21 protein-coding genes and 3 pseudogenes are annotated in these 19,435 nt (G+C 55.6%); 2 read left to right on the top strand and 22 right to left on the bottom strand.

The window, feature by feature from the left end; translation table 11 throughout:
- The first annotated feature begins 202 nt into the window (after positions 1-202).
- Entirely contained in the window at positions 203-535 is a 333-nt protein-coding gene (locus P378_RS05915) for an SIMPL domain-containing protein (protein WP_420795975.1), read from the top strand.
- Positions 536-567: 32 nt separating this feature from the next.
- On the opposite strand, the pseudogene P378_RS05910 reads toward P378_RS05915, so the two are convergent.
- The 22 genes and pseudogenes from P378_RS05910 to P378_RS05825 form a co-directional block, all read right to left on the bottom strand.
- A pseudogene (locus P378_RS05910) lies at positions 568-2,123 on the bottom strand (helicase-related protein).
- On the bottom strand, positions 2,083-2,496 hold the full coding sequence (locus P378_RS21155) for a DEAD/DEAH box helicase (protein ID WP_238472940.1): 414 nt from the start codon (positions 2,494-2,496) through the stop codon (positions 2,083-2,085). The pseudogene P378_RS05910 and the gene P378_RS21155 overlap by 41 nt, the downstream one beginning before the upstream one ends.
- Complete coding sequence (locus P378_RS05905) at positions 2,400-4,502, bottom strand: DEAD/DEAH box helicase (protein WP_238472939.1); 2,103 nt, start codon at positions 4,500-4,502, stop codon at positions 2,400-2,402. Before P378_RS05905 ends, P378_RS21155 begins: the two co-directional genes overlap by 97 nt.
- A 173-nt stretch (positions 4,503-4,675) precedes the next feature.
- The gene (locus P378_RS05900; RefSeq protein WP_099082606.1) at positions 4,676-4,831 is read right to left on the bottom strand and encodes a diguanylate cyclase domain-containing protein; all 156 of its coding nucleotides are present in this window, start codon (positions 4,829-4,831) and stop codon (positions 4,676-4,678) included.
- Between the two features lie 116 nt (positions 4,832-4,947).
- Entirely contained in the window at positions 4,948-6,024 is a 1,077-nt protein-coding gene (cobD, locus tag P378_RS05895) for a threonine-phosphate decarboxylase CobD (RefSeq protein ID WP_099082605.1), read from the bottom strand.
- Positions 6,025-6,036: 12 nt separating this feature from the next.
- Positions 6,037-6,942: a GHMP family kinase ATP-binding protein gene (locus tag P378_RS05890; RefSeq protein WP_180260999.1), complete on the bottom strand. Its 906-nt coding sequence runs from the start codon at positions 6,940-6,942 to the stop codon at positions 6,037-6,039.
- Positions 6,894-7,583 (bottom strand): adenosylcobinamide-GDP ribazoletransferase, encoded by a 690-nt coding sequence (locus P378_RS05885; RefSeq protein WP_238472946.1) that lies wholly within the window; start codon positions 7,581-7,583, stop codon positions 6,894-6,896. The genes P378_RS05890 and P378_RS05885 overlap by 49 nt, the downstream gene beginning before the upstream one ends.
- 198 nt (positions 7,584-7,781) lie before the next feature.
- Positions 7,782-8,738 (bottom strand): adenosylcobinamide-phosphate synthase CbiB, encoded by a 957-nt coding sequence (gene cbiB, locus P378_RS05880; RefSeq protein WP_099082602.1) that lies wholly within the window; start codon positions 8,736-8,738, stop codon positions 7,782-7,784.
- Positions 8,735-10,273, bottom strand: coding sequence for a cobyric acid synthase (locus P378_RS05875; protein ID WP_099082601.1), 1,539 nt, complete (start codon positions 10,271-10,273; stop codon positions 8,735-8,737). Before P378_RS05875 ends, cbiB begins: the two co-directional genes overlap by 4 nt.
- A 32-nt stretch (positions 10,274-10,305) precedes the next feature.
- The gene (locus P378_RS05870; RefSeq protein ID WP_099082600.1) at positions 10,306-10,932 is read right to left on the bottom strand and encodes a precorrin-8X methylmutase; all 627 of its coding nucleotides are present in this window, start codon (positions 10,930-10,932) and stop codon (positions 10,306-10,308) included.
- Position 10,933: 1 nt separating this feature from the next.
- A pseudogene (locus P378_RS21150) lies at positions 10,934-11,152 on the bottom strand (sirohydrochlorin chelatase); the annotation flags it as partial.
- On the bottom strand, positions 11,137-11,304 hold the full coding sequence (locus P378_RS21145) for a sirohydrochlorin chelatase (protein ID WP_238472936.1): 168 nt from the start codon (positions 11,302-11,304) through the stop codon (positions 11,137-11,139). The gene P378_RS21145 and the pseudogene P378_RS21150, both read right to left, overlap by 16 nt.
- A gap of 36 nt (positions 11,305-11,340) precedes the next feature.
- A complete protein-coding gene (gene cobK / locus P378_RS05860) occupies positions 11,341-12,099 on the bottom strand; it encodes a precorrin-6A reductase (protein WP_099082599.1) in 759 nt (252 codons plus the stop codon).
- Complete coding sequence (cobJ, locus tag P378_RS05855; RefSeq protein WP_099082598.1) at positions 12,096-12,806, bottom strand: precorrin-3B C(17)-methyltransferase; 711 nt, start codon at positions 12,804-12,806, stop codon at positions 12,096-12,098. Before cobJ ends, cobK begins: the two co-directional genes overlap by 4 nt.
- Positions 12,791-13,855, bottom strand: a complete 1,065-nt coding sequence (locus tag P378_RS05850; protein WP_099082597.1) for a cobalt-precorrin 5A hydrolase — start codon at positions 13,853-13,855, stop codon at positions 12,791-12,793. Before P378_RS05850 ends, cobJ begins: the two co-directional genes overlap by 16 nt.
- Positions 13,833-14,578: pseudogene (gene cobM, locus P378_RS05845) on the bottom strand (precorrin-4 C(11)-methyltransferase). Before cobM ends, P378_RS05850 begins: the two are co-directional and overlap by 23 nt.
- 165 nt (positions 14,579-14,743) lie before the next feature.
- Positions 14,744-15,166: a bifunctional cobalt-precorrin-7 (C(5))-methyltransferase/cobalt-precorrin-6B (C(15))-methyltransferase gene (locus P378_RS05840; protein ID WP_238472935.1), complete on the bottom strand. Its 423-nt coding sequence runs from the start codon at positions 15,164-15,166 to the stop codon at positions 14,744-14,746.
- A complete protein-coding gene (locus P378_RS21140) occupies positions 15,151-15,345 on the bottom strand; it encodes a class I SAM-dependent methyltransferase (RefSeq protein WP_238472934.1) in 195 nt (64 codons plus the stop codon). The genes P378_RS05840 and P378_RS21140 overlap by 16 nt, the downstream gene beginning before the upstream one ends.
- A complete protein-coding gene (gene cbiE / locus P378_RS05835; RefSeq protein WP_099082596.1) occupies positions 15,338-15,964 on the bottom strand; it encodes a precorrin-6y C5,15-methyltransferase (decarboxylating) subunit CbiE in 627 nt (208 codons plus the stop codon). The genes P378_RS21140 and cbiE overlap by 8 nt, the downstream gene beginning before the upstream one ends.
- Positions 15,943-17,055 (bottom strand): cobalt-precorrin-5B (C(1))-methyltransferase CbiD, encoded by a 1,113-nt coding sequence (cbiD, locus tag P378_RS05830; RefSeq protein ID WP_099082595.1) that lies wholly within the window; start codon positions 17,053-17,055, stop codon positions 15,943-15,945. Before cbiD ends, cbiE begins: the two co-directional genes overlap by 22 nt.
- The gene (locus tag P378_RS21135; protein WP_238472944.1) at positions 17,045-17,557 is read right to left on the bottom strand and encodes a hypothetical protein; all 513 of its coding nucleotides are present in this window, start codon (positions 17,555-17,557) and stop codon (positions 17,045-17,047) included. The genes cbiD and P378_RS21135 overlap by 11 nt, the downstream gene beginning before the upstream one ends.
- A complete protein-coding gene (locus P378_RS05825) occupies positions 17,500-18,441 on the bottom strand; it encodes a cobyrinic acid a,c-diamide synthase CobB (RefSeq protein WP_238472933.1) in 942 nt (313 codons plus the stop codon). The genes P378_RS21135 and P378_RS05825 overlap by 58 nt, the downstream gene beginning before the upstream one ends.
- Positions 18,442-18,644: 203 nt before the next feature.
- On the opposite strand from P378_RS05825, the gene lgt reads away from it, so the two are divergent.
- Complete coding sequence (gene lgt, locus P378_RS05820) at positions 18,645-19,403, top strand: prolipoprotein diacylglyceryl transferase (protein ID WP_099082594.1); 759 nt, start codon at positions 18,645-18,647, stop codon at positions 19,401-19,403.
- The last annotated feature ends 32 nt before the right edge of the window (positions 19,404-19,435 follow it).

Genomic DNA, 19,435 nt, shown 5'->3' with positions numbered 1-19,435 from the left:
TGCGGTCTTATTAGGTGTTAGCCCCGAATACCTTGTCTGACAAAAAAGAATACTGTCTTATACGTCAAATAACTGACAGATGGGAGTTTTTTTAAATTCTTCTCAGAATTCCGTTACATTTTCTGCAACAATGCGTCTATTAGGTACCAGAGTATTCCAATGTACTGGAGAATAATATTTGGAGGGGTATCTATGGATCAAAATGGCAAGGGGAAATATGTTGTTATTTCAGCAGCCCGAGTTGATTGAGCAGGGCGTTGTCTTTGAATCTCAGCCGCCGCAATATTTTTATACCAAACTCAACGACTTAAAAGTAAATATGCTGGCCGAGGCCACCAAGGACGCCAAGCTGCGGGCAGAAAAAATGGCCTCCAGTACCGGAAGCCGCATCGGTTCTCAGCGGTCTGCCAAAATGGGTGTTTTCCAGATTACCGCAGTCAACTCCAACGAAATCTCGGACTACGGCATCAATGATACCTCCTCCATCGAAAAGGAAATCACCGCCGTAGTCAATGTAGAGTTCAGCGTAAAATAATTCAGGTCAGGCCGAGGCCTGCCCTGAATTATTTAAAACACTACAGCCACTTCATCCCGGTCAATGACCCGGCGAATTTCCCGTACCCGCTCCCGCAGGGGCGGGTTGTTGTGGCTGGCATCATCAATCTGGCGGAGTAAATCAATAAGTCTCCGGATGATTGAAACGATGTCGCCCTCCTGCAGGCTGGTATTTTCCAGCAGGTAATCAATTCCCTGGCCGGTGTACCAGGCATGGGCCACAAAGCCCGGGGTGCCGGACCACACCACAAACTGCGGCGGCACCCCGGCCTCCAGCAGACTCTCCTTCAATTCATGCACGGGGGTGGGATCATAGGGCGGGGCCGGGACAAATTCCCGGCGTCCGGGGATGTAATCCACCCCGGCCAGGATACCGGCCACTTCCTCCGGGGGCAAATCCTCCAGCATCCCGCAAAGGCCAGTTCCGTAACGAAAATTTCCTGCACGTGCAGTTCCAGCGCAAAGTTTCCCCGGGCGAAGAATTCCCGTCCCTTAATGTAGCCCAGGTTTTCCAGAATACTTTTTACAAAGTGATATTCATGGATGTATTTCTGGGACTGCTGTTTAATGGCATTGATCTGCCCTACCAGCCCGGCCCGCTGGTATCCCAGGGCCTCCAGCCGGTCCCTGGCATCCGCGCACACCTCGTGCAGGCAGCGGGGACTCTGCTGGTTGGCTAAGATCTGTTTAATCTCCTCAATTCTTTCCCTGGAACCGGGCCGGTTTTTATACTTGGAGGAACGCAGGCGTTTTTGTTCCCGGATGAGTTTGCGCCGCTGCAGGGGGCAGGATACTTCGCCCCTCAGTTCACAAAAGATGCCTTTGGCCTCTTCATACTGTCGGTTTAACTCCTCCAGCAGTCGGTTGATTTCCCGCTCGGCCCGCCTTTCCTGGTAGGCGGAGAAGTTTTGCGTTAAGAACCGGTCGATTTCCTCATCGGTTTTCCATTTTAGCAGGCTCAGCACGGTATTGGGGGAAATGGTCAACCGGCCATAGACTGATTCCACCTCTGACTCGTCAAAGAACCCGGTTTGTTCAGGAAACTTATCGTCAATGCGGATATAAACGTGCCCCACCCGGTCAAAACCCCGGCGACCGGCCCGGCCTGCCATTTGGAAAAATTCCCTGTTCATGAGGGTTCTAAATTCCTTGCCGTCCCACTTGCGGCAGGAATGGAACAATGTGGTGGCCGCCGGAAAATTCACGCCGGCGGCAAAGGTTTCCGTGCAGAACAGCGCCCAGAGCAGGCGGTTTTCATAAAGACGTTCCACCAGGTTTTTCAAAACAGGAGAAAGTCCGGCATGGTGATAGCCGATGCCCTGCTGCAGCAGTTTTCGCAATACCCGGCGGTGGCCCCGCTGAAAGATCTCCGGGTGTTCCTTTTCCGTCTCCATGATGGCCTTAAGAACCTGATCCTTTTCATCCGGAAATAAAAAGTCCCATTCCCGGCCCAGCTCAGCCGCCAGTTCCTCGGTACGGGCCCGCCCAAAGACAAAGTAAAGGGCGGGCAGGTGATCTTGCACAGCCTCAATGGCGATCGAGGGATTTTCTGCTTCGACGCGCTCCACGTCTATTCCACCTCCTGCTTCTTTGCTCAAACTCCTCTTCCCTGGCAGCCTGGCGTTCGGCTCTTCGTTCCTCAGTACGTTTTTTTACAGCCTCTTCGATATATTCACGGGCTTCCTCTTCGTCCAAAATGACCCCGTCCGAGCTCAGCCAATTGATGGCCAGCGGAACTGCCCGGTTGGTTTCCACCACCACCTCCACAGGCTCGCCCCGCACTTCACCCATCCAGTCTGCAATCTCCTGTATGTTGGGTACAGTGGCGGAAAGTCCCAGGAACTTCACATGGTGTGGCGCAAAGATGATGCTTTCCTCCCAGGCCGTCCCCCGTTCCGGATCATCCAGGTAGTGGATTTCGTCAAAGACCACACAGGCCACGTCATCCAGCCTTCCGGCTCAGAAAAACACCGGTTGCGGAAGATTTCCGTGGTCATGATTAACAAAGGCGCATAGGGATTGATGGAGATGTCCCCTGTCACTAGACCCACCGTCTCGTCGCCAAACACAGCTCGAAAATCCACAAACTTCTGATTGCTGAGGGCCTTCAGGGGGGAGGTATAAACCGCTGCCTTGCCCCTTTCAATCACCGCTTCGATAAACCGTTCGGCAATCACGGTTTTGCCGGTTCCCGTAGGGGCGGCCACCAGGACATTACGCCCGGCCAGGGCAGCCCTAACAGCTTCTTGTTGGAAACGGTCCAGTTCCAACGGCCCGGGGGCCGGAGGGGGTGGCGCCACGGCCCGGCGGGGCCGTTTTTTGCCCGCCGGCGGTTTCTCCCGCCTGGCAGTACCTTCCCGGGCAGTCTCCCGCCTTTGCTGCTTGGCGGCCAGGGACCATTCATGCTCGATGCCCGGAAACCTTTCTTTGATGGCCTGGATATCTCCCCGCCGCACCAGGATGCCCATCCTGCCGTCTTCCTTCTCGATTTCCCCGGCGGCATTGATGTAACCCTCCCGCACCAGCCTGCGAATTCTGTCCGGGGTGGTATCCAGCAGGTCCGCTGCTTCCAGGGTGGTTAATTTGGTGGCACGCTTGATAATTTTGTGTAAATCAGGACGCAATTTAATAGCATTCACTTCATCCCGCCACACTCTGGTGCTGCCCGCCATGCGGAAAGAAGCTAACTCCTCCAATTCACACAGGTTTAAAATATCTTCGGTGGCCAGTTTTAATTTATCCGCCGCCTCCTGCACGGTCATGGAACGGGCAGCGATCCATGTTAAGGGCAGGACATCCTGTCCAGCCTGGGCTTCCAGGTGAATACCGGTCAGCCTTTTCAGCTCTTGAACAATGAATTTGGGTGAATGGGGATAGGGAGAAGTCCAGAGACCTACCCCGTTAATATTGATCCGGTAAGAACCATCTGATTGAATCATCCTGGTGGCAATTTCCCTTTGCTCCGGTGTTTCAAGGATGGGTCCCAGGTTGAAAAAAGGTTGCTTGCGGTAAACTTCCTCCAGTTTTTCTTTCAACCCCCGGCCTGCTTGCCGCCGGGCCAGCTCGGCTTGCCCCTCGGGGGTGGCCGAAGTGGTTATTTTGCCATCGGGTAAGATGATAAAGGGATGGTTTTCTTTCCCGGCCCGCAGGGCACCCACCAGGCTGCCGTGTATTCTAAATTTCCTTACGAAATCATCCAGGGGTAAAGGACCGCTCCTGTTCAAGTAATGAGCGGTATCCTCCCAGGCTGCCGGGCTGTCCGCCGGTGCGTAGTGGCCGCTGATGAGCCGTACCACCGGAAATTTCACCTTGGGAAGAAGGGGGCCTCCCAAGGTCTGCTCCAGTTCCTCCCTGCTGACGGGCCTGCCCCCGGCAAAAATCTCGCGCAGTTTTTGTTCCTGAAAGGCATGTTTTTCTTTGAACAGCTGTTGTTCCCTGTGCCGCCGTTCTATTTCTGCCTGCCCGTCCGCAGTGGTGCGCAGGGTAAAACGTCCGTCCGGTAATTCGATCAGTTGGTCCATATTCCTTAGGGGCGGCAATTCCTCATTGCCCAGCTCAAGTTTTATTTGAGTCACGTTTCTCGGTGTCCCGTCCGCTAACAAACTTAAAACCCTGCCCCTTGCATCATCTCCCAACAGGACTGCCAGCTGCCGCTGCCTCACCGCAACCACCTGGGGGCTGTAACTCCAGACCCCCTTACCTGCTCCGGCCAGTTCCGGTTCTGGCACTTCGTTACGGGCCAGCCAAACAGTCTCGGTACCTCCTTCATGTTCTTTCAGTCTGGCAACTTTCAGATAACGGTTTGCTGCCATAGACTGCAGCGCAGGCAGAAGAATTTCGGGCTTCATCTTTAGCTTAAGCACCAAATCCACCAGCTTTACCGGCCTGTCCTCCGGCAATTCTTTGAGGATGAAAGCTTTAAGCTGCTCCTTGTCTTTAACTGCCAAGTTCGACACTCCCCAATATGATCTCATTCAAAACTTTACTGCACCTAAACTTTACCATAACAGAGGGTTTTCGCCAATGTCCTAAGTCTAGGATACCCGAATGAAATATATAAAATAAAAAATCCCCGGATTATTTTCATTCCAGGGGTAAAATGCAGCGTCCAACTTTTCTCTTAGCCGCAACAGTCGTAACGGTTGCGTCCTCGTCTTTTAGCCAGGTACAACCCCTCATCTGCCTTCTGAAGCAACTGGCTGGGGGTTTCCCCTGCCGTTAATTCCGCAATGCCAATGCTCACCGTGATGTGGACAGGTTGTTCCGTCCCGGACAGCGTAAACTCCGCTTTTCAATACTGTAAAGAAAGAATCCATAAATCTAAATTGTATCGTATAAAAGAATAAAAACAAAAAGAGGAAAATCTATCATGATCCGCCAGATTTCCTCCGCTCATTCTTTCTTTTTTATGATAATTTGCCACAAATGATGCAGTAACATGCTGTTTTCTTCCTGGCAGCGGACCGCTGTTCGGAAGTAGTTGCCGTCCAAGCCTGTAAAGTTATCACATTGCCTGATAAGAATTCCCCTGGGGCCAAGGAAGTTTTGAATTTGCGCGGCGGTATAACCACTTTCACTGCAGCCAACCAAAATAAAATTGGCCGCGGGAGGAAAGGGCTTCAGACCGGGGATGGCCGCCAGGCCGGCGGTAAGAAAAGATCTTTGAGAATTCATTAGTTCAAATGTTTTTTCGATATATTCCCTGTCCTGCAGAGAGGCTATCCCTGCCACCTGGGCCGGCAGATTCACACGCCAAGGAGGCAAAGCCGCCAGCAAACCGCTGATAATTTCCGGTGCAGCGGCCAAATAACCCAGGCGAAGTCCGGGCATGGCAAAGAATTTCGTCAGTGACCGGAGAACCAGCAGAGACGGGTTTGCCGGGAGGTCCGGCAAAAGGGATTGTTCAGGGCGCACAAAACCCATAAAGGCCTCATCCACCATGAACCAGGCCCCCACTTCCCGGGCCCGTTTGAGCAACGAATGTAGTTTGCACCGTTCAACCAACTGCCCGGTGGGGTTGTTAGGGTTACAAAGAATCATTAAATCGCCGGGCTGCAGCAAGCCAGCCAACGCCTTGGGTTCGATTGTAAAGTTATTTTCCCTATGGAGAACTACCTGAACCAGTTCAGCGTCCGCAAAACCTCCGGCGTACTCACTAAAGGTGGGGACCGGCACCAATACCCGCCGTGGTTTAATCACCTTTCCCAGGGCATAAATCAGCTCCGCAGCACCGTTGCCAAGAATGATCATTTCCTCCGGCAAACTTGTTAACCTTGCTATCTCCCGGCGGAGAGATTCGGCCTGGGGTTCCGGATAATGTTTTATGTTAGCCAGCGACTTCTGCACTGCTTCTAAGGCCCTGGGGGAAGGCCCCAGGGGGTTAATGTTGGCGCTGAAATCAAGAATATTTTCTTTATGAATACCATAGGTTTGCTCTGCCAACCAAATATTGCCACCGTGCCGCTGCATTCCTGTCACCTCTTAACGGAGGCCGCCGCTGATCATGGATGTATGCCAGACCGTCCATTCAGGCTTCCTGCGCCGGACAAACTCCGCTGCCTCCCGGGGGTCCACCTTGCCGGGGGTCAAAATCATCCCCATGACTGTACCGCTGTGGGCCACCAGCACCCCAAGGGCCCGCATCTCTGAAGCCCACTGTCTCCACAGTGCCAAATGCGGTTTTGGCAGCACTACCTGGTTGGCCTGGGCACTGATGGTGGCGCCCCGTCCCATCATCTCCCAGTCCTCCGTTAATAAGCCACGGGTCACCAGCTCAATGGCCTGCTTTACCATCGGTTCCTTTTGAAAATTCTTGCTGGCCAGGTCTTTCCGGCTGTTAAAGAGAACGGTGTCCACCGATCCCCCGGGGTCAGCAATGACCACGTTCAGGGGAGGGGCCTGGCCCAGGTACTTCTTGGGTTCGCCGGTCAAATGATTGCAAATCATAATCCCGGGGTACATCTGGCCATCACTGGGCTCAATTTGGGCGGCAATTTTAGCGATCACTTCCGGCTCAAGTTCCCGGCCCAAGGCCCTGGCAGTGGCCAGGCAGGTGGCGGCAATGTCGGCGGTGCTGCTGCCCATTCCTTTGCTCTCCGGTAAGGCAGAGACTCTGTTTATGGACACGTTAGAATATTCTAACCCTAAATATTGCAATGTCAGTCTTAACGCACGACAGGATTTGTCCAAGCTTACACGGGCCTCTCCCTGCTGGCTAAGCTCAACGGATACTTCACTCCATAAATCAACAGGGCAGTTTATCAGGAAAGGTTCTCCTTGCAGGGTTCCCTGTACAAGCTCGCCACATGTACCCGGGGCAGCAGCTGTTCCGCGGAACACTACAGTAGACCGGTTTGCTGACCCAAGAGGATTATGAATAACGTCCATGTTTCTACCATCTCCCCGGTGGCGCCGTAAGTGTCACCTGTCATGCCACCTAAACTCTTAACAATCACGCCCGTGAAAACCATCGTAAACGGTACTACTGCCCCTAGGATCACCAGTCCCTGCCAACCGGCCAGCCACACCCCCGCTGCCACCAGGGTTGCACTGGCCATCACCAGTTGGGGGAGCCCGGCCTCTTTAAGACCGGCGCCCAGTCCACCGGCTGCCCTGGCATAAGGATACCGGGTAATGCTAAAAACCATCGCCCAGCGCCCGGCCGCCGGCACTAAAATGAGGGCAGTAAGTTTAAGGCCCAAGTCCAGTTCAAAAAGAAAGGCCGTTTTAAGAAGCATAATGGCGACAAAGGCGATGACACCCATGGCCCCAACCCGGCTGTCCTTCATTATTTCCAGTTTTTTTCCCCGATCCCGTCCGCTCAAGAGGCCGTCAGCGGTATCCATCAACCCGTCCAGGTGCAACCCCCCGGTGAGTATGATCATTGTCACTAATGAAATCACATCCGCCGCCAGGGTTAAACCTAAAGTACGCAGGAGGTAGCACACTCCCGCAGCTGTGGAACCCAACAGCAAACCTATCAAGGGGTAATACGACACCGATCGGGCTAATTCCTGGTTGTCTGCCATTTTTTTGTATACAGGGACGATCGTAAGGAAACTAACGGCGAGGCGGAAACTGCTGAACAAAAGGATTACCTCCGCTTACTTAGGATTTCTTTGGACTACGCTATTCGCTTCTCGCTATTGGTTGTTGGCTTTTAGCCTTAAGGCTAGCAACTGGACCCCAAAGAAATGCCCGTGAGGCGAAAAGCGAACAGCGAACATCTAAAACTTACTTTCAAACACAAACCTTACCAAGACGCCTACTGCCACTGACAAAGCGGTCACTCCGTAGGTTAAATTAAGCGCCTGCTGGATGTGACGGTATGTTAACGGGTATTTCTCTTCCCCCATCAAGGCACGGCGAGAAACTTCGCCCCGGTAATAGTTGGTGCCTCCCAGTTGAACTCCCAGGGCGCCTGCCACGGCGGCCTCGGGAATGCCGCTGTTGGGGCTGGGGTGGGCCGGGGCGTCCTTCAGAATGGCCCGCACAGTGGATCGAAGACCCCCGGGAGAACCTGTGGAAAGGAAGACATAGAACAAACCTGCCAGCCTGGCGGGTAAATAGTTGGCCAGGTCATCCAACCTGGCGGCGGCCCAGCCAAGGTATAAATAATCCTTGTTCCGGTGTCCGATCATGCTGTCCATGGTGTTAATGGCTTTATAAGTCATGGCCAGAGGGGCGCCGCCGATAAAGGCATAAAAAAGCGGGGAGAGAATGCCGTCCACCGTGTTTTCCGCCACTGTTTCCACGGTGGCCCGGGAAATTTCCCGTTCATTCAGCCCTTCGGTGTCCCGTCCCACGATGAGGGAAACTTTCCTGCGGGCGGTGAGGATGTCCCCCCGGGCCAGTGGCTCTGCCACCGCCCGGGCATGCTGGTGCAAACTCTTTACAGCCAGGGTGGTGGAAAGCAGCCACAGGTGTACGACCAGACCCAGCCACAAATGCACGGTTCCTGCCAGCCATATCAAGCCCCAGGTAATCAAGTACGTTACTGCGCAAACCACAGTTACCAGCAGCACTCCGCCAACCTTTAACCCGGTTGTCCCGCCGGTTATTTTTCTTACCGCTACTTCACCTTTATGAATCAAGGAGCCGATCAGGACCACGGGATGGGGGATACAGCGGGGATCCCCCACAAGCAGGTCGACGAGCAGCGCTGCCAGAATGAGGATGCTCATGCCTTGGCTTCTCCCAAACCCATAATTTCATACAGTTTGCGCATATCCAAATGCCGTCGAACGACATCCGCCAGCCGGTCATATTTTTCATCCCGGTGCACCGGAAGTTGCTCCGCCGCTAAAAGGGAAAGCCCCTTTCGTTTTCTCAAATGGTTTATCCAATCCAGCAACAAACCGGTATTATCAAACAAGCCGTGCAGGTGGGTACCGAAGATTTGCCCCTGGTTGGCCACCGCCCCGTCTGCCAGGCGGGTAAACGCTCCGGAACGACGGGTTATATACAACAGGGGCTCCGCTTCTTTCCCCATTTCCACCTGTCCGGTATGGATTTCATAACCCGTTATCTCCCGGTTCGCTGCATCACACCAGCCCAGCGCCGTGCAAGAGATGGTGGCACTGCAGCGGTGGGTCTGTTTTTCCGCTAAAAAGGTGGTTTCTATATCTAACAGCCCCAGACCCGGCAGATTGCCCAGTCCGGCCTCGGTTCCCCGGGGATCATAAAGCATTTTGCCCATCATTTGATACCCGCCGCAGATGCCTACCAGGGGGATGCCCCGTTGGGCCAGGGTCAGTATTTCTTTGTCCAACCCCTTTTCCCTCAGGTAAAGCAAATCCTGAATGGTATTCTTGGTGCCGGGGAGCATCACCGCATCGGGCTGACCCAGGGAATCTCCGGGACCCACAAAGCGAAGAACCACACCCGGTACCCGGCCCAGCAGGTCAAAGTCGGTAAAATTTGATATCCTCGGCAGTTGAATAACGGCAATATCAAGCTCTGCACCTGCCGGGGTTCTTGGTGCCCCGGCCAGGGAAACAGAATCTTCCTCCTCGATGCCGTGCCCATGGAGGTAAGGAACAACCCCTAACACCGGCCTGCCGGTGCGCTGCTCCAGAAATGCCAGACCCGGTCGCAGAAGTTCAAGGTCGCCACGGAATTTATTGATAATAAACCCTGCCACCTTTTGACGCTCGTGGGGTTCCAAAAGTTCCAGGGTCCCCACCAGGGAAGCAAAAACACCCCCCCGGTCGATATCGGCGGCCAGGATTACCGGCGCCTCCGCCAACAAGGCGGTACGCATATTGACAATGTCCCGGTCCTTCAGGTTTATCTCCGCCGGACTGCCTGCCCCCTCGATAACCAGCACATCATATTCCCGCCGCAGGCCCTGAATGCATTGTTCCACCAGGCTGACCGCCCCGGGCAAAAAATGCTGCCGGTAGTCTCTGGCGCTCATGTCTGCCCAAGGCTTCCCCAATACCACCACCTGGGCATTTAAATCCTGCTTTGGTTTTAACAAGACAGGATTCATTTGCACCGTAGCCGTTACACCGGCAGCCTCCGCCTGAGCCCCCTGGGCCCTGCCGATTTCGCCCCCGTCCAGGGTGACATAGCTGTTGAGGGCCATGTTTTGGGCCTTGAAGGGGGCAACCCGGAAACCATCCTGTTTGAAAATGCGGCAGAGGGCGGTGCAAAGCAAACTCTTCCCCACGTGGGAAGAGGTGCCCTGGATCATGATTGTCTTTGCAAGGGCCAAGGGGATACCTCCTTGTCTGGAAGGTTTTTTAACTAGTCAAGGTACAACAGGGCATTAACGGTAGCAGCGGCCAGAGGACTGCCGCCTCTGGTTCCCAGAACGGTGATGTAGGGGACATCTGCCTGTAAGAGAAGTTCCTTGGAGCGGGCTGCCCCCACAAAGCCAACCGGCATGCCCACCACCAGGGCGGGCCGCAGCCCCCGGTGGATCATTCGCAGGAGAACAAAAAGGGCCGTCGGGGCATTGCCAATGGCCACCACCTGGCCGTTCAGTTTCTCGCCAAACCTCTCCATGGCCACGGCGGAGCGGGTGATTTGCCTGACTTTGGCCTCCGCCGCCACTTCCGGGCTGTGCACGGCACAGTGCACTTCCCCGCCCCACCAGTTCAGCCGGCTGCTGTTAATGCCTGCCCCCAGCATGGTGACATCGGTATAAATATGGGCGCCTCTTTTTAAAGCCGCCAATCCCTCCTCCACCGCCCGGGGGTGAAAACGGATCTGCCCGGCCAACTCCGGGTCGCCACTGGTATGTATGATGCGGCCTACCACCGCTTTCTGGCCCGGTGGCAGGTGCAAAGGCCGTAAAAATTCCTCCACCTGGCGCATGCTCTCCCGTTCAATCTCCTGGGGATGCCAGAGAACACCATCGAAAATATCCAAATTACATTTCACTTCCTTGCTTCATACGGTCCATGACAATTTCGGTGATCCGGCGGTCGGCGCCCAGGTGAGGCGCTAAAATAAAAGTAATATGGGGATAAAGCTTTTTTTGCTCCCGCAGCATTGCCGGCAAATCCACCTGGATATGGCTGCCCACCACCAGCAGCAATGGAATAACGGTTATTCTTTTCACCCCGGCCCGGTTCATTTTTTCAATGACCTGGGGTAGGTCAGGTTGTGCGAATTGTAAAAAGCAGGTTTCATAAAGAGCCTTACCCCCCTGGCCTTTACCTGTTCGGTAAGTTCAAAAATCTCCTGGTTGGCCTCCGGCAGGCGGCTGCCATGTCCCAGGATTACCACACCTTCCTGCATAAGGGCCTCCTTTCGTGGTCATACATTACCCGGTTTTTACATGTTTAAGGCAATAGCCAGTATTTCTTCCGGTTTATGAAAGACCAGGGGGTAATATATCTTTGGCCTCTGCCACACCACAACGGGTATGCCCGCCTCGACGGCTGCGGCAACCTTCTCCGCCACCCCGCCTGTGCTGCCGCTGTCCTTGGTCAGTACAACTTCCGCTTGATAATGCCGGTAGAAAGCCTTGTTTAATTCCATACTGCAGGGTCCCTGCAGGGCTATGATTTCACCGGGAGTTAAACCCAATTCCAAGCAGCGGCGGATAACCCCGCTGTCCGGCAGCACCCTTACAATGACCTTTACCCCGGCCTGGCTTGCGGCTGTCAGCAGAGGGGGCAGGGACTTGCTCCCCAGGGTGGAAAATAAAACCTTACCCAGGGACAGGGCCTGGCTGACGGCACTTTCTAAATCTGCCGCCCTGTAAACCATGGGATGGACCGGCAGTTCGGCGGCCGGTCTTTCCAGCCGCAGGTAAGGAACGCCTGTGACCCGGGCCGCAGCCATGGCGGTATGGGAGGCCAGGGCCGCAAAGGGATGGGTGGCATCTACCAGCAGGCGCACCCCCTGCTGAAGAATCGCCGTTAACGCAGCTTCGTCCAGCACACCCGTCAGGATACGGTTCAAACCCTGTTTTTGCAAGAGGTCGCAGCCATAGCCGGTAACCACCGAAGCCGTTACAGGAAATCCCGCCTGCTGCAGCAGGGCGGCGGTATCTCTTCCTTCCAGGGTACCCGCCAGCACCAGGATCACAGGCGGTACCCCCTGGGCGTTACCATAAAGTCTCCCTCCACCCTGGTCTGGGCATTGCCGACGATGACGGTGGTCAACATATCGATCTCATGGCTCAGCATGTCTCCCAGGGTGGTAATGATCTTTTCCTCCGGACCTCGCCGGGCCTGGCGCACGATCCCCACCGGGGTCTCCGGTGATTTGTATCTTAGCATAATCTCCCGGGCGGTCTTTATATGATCCGGGCGTCCGTAACTGCGGGGATTGTACAATACCATAACAAAATCCCCCACTGCCGCCGCCTCAATCCGCTTCAGCATGGTCTCCCAGGGGGTCAGCAAATCGCTTAAACTGATCACGGCAAAATCGTTCATCAACGGCGCCCCCAGGCTGGCCGCCGCCGCCGAGGCAGCGGTAATGCCGGGAATCACTCTGACAGGCACGCGACCCTGGGCCACTTCAATGATAATGCCGGCCATGCCGTAAATCCCCGGGTCCCCGCTGCTGACCACCGCCACGGTTTTCCCTGCCGCAGCCAGTTCCACCGCCTGACGGGCTCGTTCCACTTCTCCCCGCATGGGGGTGGCGACCTTTTCTTTGTCCTGTAGTAAATCGGGGATCAAATCTAAATAGGTATGGTAGCCCACCACCACCTGGGCGGATTTTATGGCCGCCAGCACTTCCGGGGTAAAATTTTCCCTGTTGCCCGGTCCTAATCCCACCACCACAATTTGGCCTCCGCGATGGCTACGGTAACAGGTCCCAGCTTCTGTTTCGGCACCTTGAGCTGCCCCATGGCACTGGCTGTTATGGCAGCCGGTTCGCATACTCCACCAACTCCTATCCGATCCTTTACAAAATCTGACGGGGTAAATTGCCCGTCCAAACTGTCAATCTGCTGCCGGGTCACTTCCAGCAGGGGAACTTTAAAGTAATTGGCCGCCTCCAGCAACCCCGGTTCCTGCATTTTTAGATCCACCGTGGCCAGTGACCGGAGGGAAAGCAGGCTGAAGCCTCCCAGCTTGCAGGCCTTTTTCACCGCAGACACCACCTGTTCCCTGCTGACCCCTTTGCGGCAGCCCACACCGGCCACCAGGTTGCGGGGCCGCAGTATAATCCTTGGCCCCTGTACCGGCTGTACCAATTGATTGGTTATGTAAACTATAGGCCCGGTTTCGCCTGACTCTTCCCCTTCATTATAGGCAAATCCGGTTGTATGTTCGGGCTTCAGGGGCCACCGGGAGCAAAGGCTGATCTTTTCTCCCTCCACCAGTAATCGGTTAAACAGCGTAATCCCTTTAGCCGGGTATATCTTGCAATCCAATTCCCGGGCCAGCAGTTCCACCGCCGGCACCCCGTTCACATCCGTGGCGGTGGTAATGACCGCCGTACCCCTTAAAAGACCGGCCACCTTTTGGGCCAGCCCGTTGGCCCCACCCAGGTGCCCGGCAAGCAAACTGACCGCAAATCTCCCCTTTTCATCCAAAACCACAACAGCGGGGTCGGTTTTTTTAGAATGGACCAGCGGTGCCAGTGTCCGCACCACAATGCCTGCAGCCATGATGAAAATCAACCGGTTATACCGGTGAAAAGCCTCCGCCGCCGCCTGTTGCCAGTTTTCAAAATAAAGGGTGTCCGGCGGCAGGCTTTCACTGCACAGCCGCCCGGGAATGTACAGCTGCACATCTCCCAAAAGTCTTCCCAAAGTACCGGCCAACCTGGCGCCACCAACCGTCAGGGCCAGTATGGCAACCCTATTCTCCCTCGCGATATCCATGCGCAAACCCCGCATCATAGAGTAAAGACCGGCCCCGTGAGGTGAGAAAATCCCCCACCAGAATTAAAGCCGTCCGCGTAATACCCGCCTCCTCAATCAAACGGGCCAACTGGCCCAGAGTTCCCCGGACAACCCTCCCCTCCGGCCAGGAAACCCGCTCCACCACAGCCACCGGCGTATCCGCATCGTAACCCTGCAGCAGCTCCTCCTGCACCCTCCGGGCCAGGCCCACCGACAGGAAGATGGCCATGGACCTTTATGCCGGGCCAAACCGGACAGGGACTGTTCCGGCGGCACCGGTGTGCGGCCCGCCAGCCTTGTAATAATCACCGTTTGGGACCCGCCGGGAACGGTATACTCCCTTTTCACCGCCGCCGCAGCCGCCAAAAAAGAACTGACCCCCGGCACAATTTCGTAAGGCACTCCCAGTTCATCCAGAGCTTCCATCTGCTCCCCAATGGCCCCGTACAAACCGGGGTCCCCGGTATGCAGCCGCACCACCAGCTTATCCCGCTTGTGATAGTCGGCCATCATGGCTACGATATCCTCCAACACCATCGGAGCGCTGTCAACCTTCACAGCATCCTCCCGGCAGCCATCCATTACCTGAAGCGGCACTAGGGAACCCGCATAAAGCACCAGGTCGGCTTCCTTCAGCAAGCGCTGGGCCTTGACCGTAAGCAGTTCCGGATCTCCGGGACCGGCACCCACAAAGTAGATCATACAGAATCATCCATTCAAATTATAGTAACCAAATTGAAGCTTCAACCAAAAAATAACCAACCTGTCACGTACGGCATACCCTAAGGGGAACCACAAGACCCAAAAGCAGTACCTATAAGCCTAACAACAAGACCCCTAAGTAATACCCCATAGGCTAACAATCTCCTACTCCGGCTTCTGTCCACTAACAACAACAACGGGGTTCTGCCCCTGCCACATATGAGACCTGCCCACCCGCCTGGCCTCCGCCACCGTAACACTGACCGCCTCCACCTGCTGGTACCCCTTCTCCTCCAGGAACCCCAGCACCACCGGCCCGGTTTCCAAAGTGACGGCGGTGGCCGCCAACCAGCCCCCGGGCTTCAGCTTCTGATTAGCCGCCTGCAAAATCTCCAGCAAAGCCCCGGCGCTGCCGCCGATAAAGATGCGGTCCGCCGGGGGCAGCTTTTCCATGGTAGCCGGCGCAAAGCCCGGCACCAGCTTGACATTGTTCACACCAAACCGGCGCACATTGGTCTCTACCAATTCATCGGCACTGCCGTCCTTTTCTAAAGCATAGACCGTCCCGTGCTTTATCTGCAGGCGCATTCAACAGTAACGCTGCCGGTCCCCGCTCCCACATCATAAATCACTGCACCTGGAAAAAGCCTCAGTTTCCCAAGAACAATCATTCTGATTTCCTGCTTGGTCATGGGAATGCCGCTGACTCTCTTAAAAAGATGATCCGGTATGCCCGGCGTAACATAGGGCCAACCCACTTTAGACACCGATAACCACCACACAGTTCAGGAATTTTTCTTTACATTCTTTTAAGGAACTCAATGTTCCTCTAAAAATAACCTCATCAGGATATGAAAGATTACAGCCTACGGACACCGGCAGGTCAGGACAACCGCCCGCCAGCAGCTCATCCGCCAGGCACTGGGGATTGTTTTTCGGGTCCGTTAAGACCGCCGCCAGCAGTCCCGCCTGCACAACCCCCGGCAATCGGTTGTCCTCCCTGCCGTGGCAGCTCAGCACCACCGCATCCTGCCAGGGTGCCTTCAACCGGGCAAACATCAGTTGAACCGAACTGATGCCGGGGATAAACTCCAACCGGTCCCCGGGAAACTTCCCGGCCAAACAGGAGGCAAAGCTGTAAAATCCCGTGTCTCCGGAAACCAGGACCGCCACCTGCTTTTCTTCATACCACCGTTCGATAAATTGCACTGCTTCATCGAGGTCCGACCCCAGGGGATATACCTCCTGGCCGGGACGGGCAAACTCCCGCAGCAGGCGCCGGGAACCCACCAGCACATCGGCCCTTTGCAGCGCGGCAGCCCCGGCAGCGGTGATATAATCGGGACTGCCGGGTCCCACTCCAATTACTTTAATGATATTTGCCATCCCAGTTCCTCCCCGATTTGCCTGGCCCCTGCATCATACCCCACAATCTCGCCGCTCAGCGAATACATCAGGGTACCGACTCTCAATTGTTCCCGGACATACCAGGCAGCCCGCCGGCTGGCAGCGGCGGCCAGCCGGTGAAACACCCGGGGCAGTCCGCAGGTCGTTAAGATTTGCACCGCCTCTTCCGCTGTGTTCATATCCATTAATTCTTGGATTACATGCCGGGGCGCTCCCTGCAGGGCCGCATAGGCGGCAATGGTCTCCCGCCGGGCATCGGCCAGCTTGCCCAGGGTATGAAAAATGCCGGCCGCCACCTTGACCAGCTTGCCCAGATGACCCAATAACAGGACCGCTTCCACCGGCCTTTTGGCACACTCTTCCAGCATGGCGCCAATGAAATTGCTGGTTTCGATGACGGCCTCTGGGGGCAGCCCCAATTCCCCGGCTTTTTTAACACCCATTCGGCCGGGTGTTAAAACCAGCGACCGGTACCCCAGGGCCAGGGCCTGGTCAATCTGGGGCACCAGGGAACGCCGGTATGCGTCCTCGGACATGGGACGCACAATGCCGCCGGTGCCCAGGATGGAAATGCCGCCCACGATGCCTAACCGGGGATTCATGGTTTGGGCTGCCACCGCTTCCCCGCCGGGGGCGCTGATCACCACCCTGGCGCCCCTGCCAGGGCCCAGCACCTCCCGGACCTCCCGCTCAATCATCTGCCGGGGCACCGGGTTGATGGCCGACTGCCCCACCGGCACTGCCAGACCGGGTTTGGTCACGGTACCCACCCCCGGCCCCCCTGTGATGCAGATCTCTTCCCCTTGCAGGAAAACTTCCGCCACAATGGTCAGGCCGTGGGTGACATCCGGGTCGTCCCCGGCGTCTTTGATGACCGCCGCCCGGCAGTAGCCTTCCCCCGGTTCTACACGGGATATCCCCAGGGTGATCCGCCCTCCCAGGGGCAGGGATATGCTTACGTTGTCGGCCACCCTGCCGCGAACCAGGGCCAGGGCCGCAGCTTTGGCCGCCGCCGCGGCACAGCTGCCGGTGGTATAGCCGGTCCTTAACTTGCTTTTGTTACCATTCATTTATTCTTCTACCGCACCCTTTATAATTTGCACAGGCAGCAAGAAAATTCCGGGCAGCCTCCTGGTTGTACCTGAAATGCAGGTGCACGTAGGAGGCCAATAAATTATCCTTCACATAGCCTTCGGTACGGCCCTCCCTGCCCCTTCCCCCGCTAAGACTGTAGGCCGGGGCTTGCTCCGCCAAATCCTCCATGGTGGACCAGTGAAACTCGTGTCCTTTGAGCTCCATCCCCGGTCCTCCCAGAATGCCGGGTTGAACCGGTCTGGCCCTGACATACCCCAGGGCAGCCAGCCGGTTCCCCATCTGTACCCTGGCCGGCACCAGTCCTACACCGGAGAACTGCTCACCCGACAGGGTGCAGATGCTTTGGCACAGATACATCAACCCGCCGCATTCCGCATAAACGGGCATACCGTTTCTGCAGGCAAAACGTATCTGCTCCTTCATTGACTGGTTGGCAGCCAAAGCGGGTAAAAATTGTTCCGGAAAACCGCCGCCGATATAAATCCCGTCAATATCTCCGGTAGAGTCCTGTCCTTCAGGGGGCTGAAGTATTGTATGGCCGCCCCCAGTTCTGTCAGAAAGTCCAAACTGTCCTGGTAATAGAAGTTAAAGGCCTCATCTCTGGCCACGGCCAGGCGAACCCCGGCGAAGGGCCCGGCAACAGGCGGGGCAGCGCCCGCTTCCAGGTCCGGCGCCTGCCGGGCAAACTTCAACAGGGCCTCAAGATCAATTTGCTCTTCAACCAAGGTCGCTAACTTAGTCAGGACATTGTGCAAATCATTATTTTCCGCAGCGGGCAGCAGGCCCAGGTGACGCTGGGGCATGACAATTTCCTGCCGGTTATCCATGGCTCCCAGCAGGGGGATCCCCAATTCCCCTTCAACGGTTTCCCGGATGATCTGCCGGTGCCGTTCACTGCTGACGCCGTTGGCAATAACGCCGCAAATATTCAGATCAGGGTCATAGGTCCGGTAACCGTTCAGCAGGGCCGCTGCACTGCGGGCCAAACCTTTGGCCGAGAAAATTAACACCACCGGTGCCCGTAACAGTTTCGCCACCTGGGCGGTGCTGCCGGTTTCTCCCTGTCCCCTGGCCCCGTCAAACAACCCCATGACCCCCTCCACAATGGATAAATCATTTTCCGGTGCCCGCTTGAGAAAAAGCTGTCGGACTTCCTCCGGGGAACCCATCCAGCTGTCCAGGTTATGGGAAGTTTGCCCGGCTGCCACCCTGTGCAAACCCGGGTCTATATAATCCGGCCCCACTTTAAAGGGCTGCACCCGGAGTCCTCTCCGGCGCAGGGCAGCCAGCAATCCCAGCGTTAAAGTGGTTTTGCCAACCCCGCTATGGGTTCCCGCGATTACCAATCTGGGTGTTTTCATACTTGCTCCTGCATCCTATCTTCTAACCCCAACAGGGGTCAGAGAAATTATAGTATAACGTTCCTGGGAATACAAGGAAAGAAATCAAGCCTGTCTTTCGGCTGCGTGTATTTACCGGAATTTAAATGTAATTTCCTTGAGAAAATAGTACTCTGGCGGTTAAAATAAAAGACAGGGTATCCTGTGAAAGAAAGGTGACAAATTTGACTGCTTTAGAGATCAGCCCGTATATTTTTACCTGGGGTCCCATCACCGTCCGCTGGTACGGGGTATTGATGATGGTGGCGGTGCTGCTGGGAACCTGGCTGGCCCTGCGAGAAGCCCGGCGGGTGGGGGTAAAAGAAGACGACATCATTGATATGGTATTAATCTGCGCCCCGCTTTCCTGGCTAGGGGCCCGTATTTATTATGTAATTATGGAGTGGGACTACTTCGGTCAAAACCTCGCAGAAATACCCAAAATCTGGCACGGCGGGCTGGCCATCCACGGGGGGCTGCTGACAGCCATCCTCTGTGGATACATTTTTACCCGCGTCCGGGAATTAAGGTTCTGGCAGATTGCTGATATCGTGGCTCCCAGCTTCCCCCTGGGGCAGGCCATCGGCCGCTGGGGCAATTTTTTCAATCAGGAGGCCTACGGCTACCCCACAGATTTGCCCTGGGCCATGTATATCGACGGGGCCTACCGTCACCCCACTTTCCTATACGAATCACTCTGGAACCTGCTGGTGTTTGTGATCTTACTGGTCAGAAGAAGAAAACAACAGGCCGAGGGGCAGTTGTTTATGATCTACCTGGCCCTCTATTCCCTGGGAAGATTCTTTATTGAGGGGCTACGCACCGACAGCCTGATGATCGGCCCCCTGCGGGCCGCCCAGGTGATGAGTGTGCTTCTCATGACCATTGCTGTAATTGTCTATATCTACCTGGGAAAGAGAACCCGCAGCTCAACCATAAGATAGTACAAAAAACCCTGTGGCCGGCTCAACGGCAC

This window comes from Desulforamulus profundi (assembly GCF_002607855.1).
Note: the sequence above shows the minus strand (reverse complement) of the source record. Positions and strands in the feature narration are given on the sequence as shown.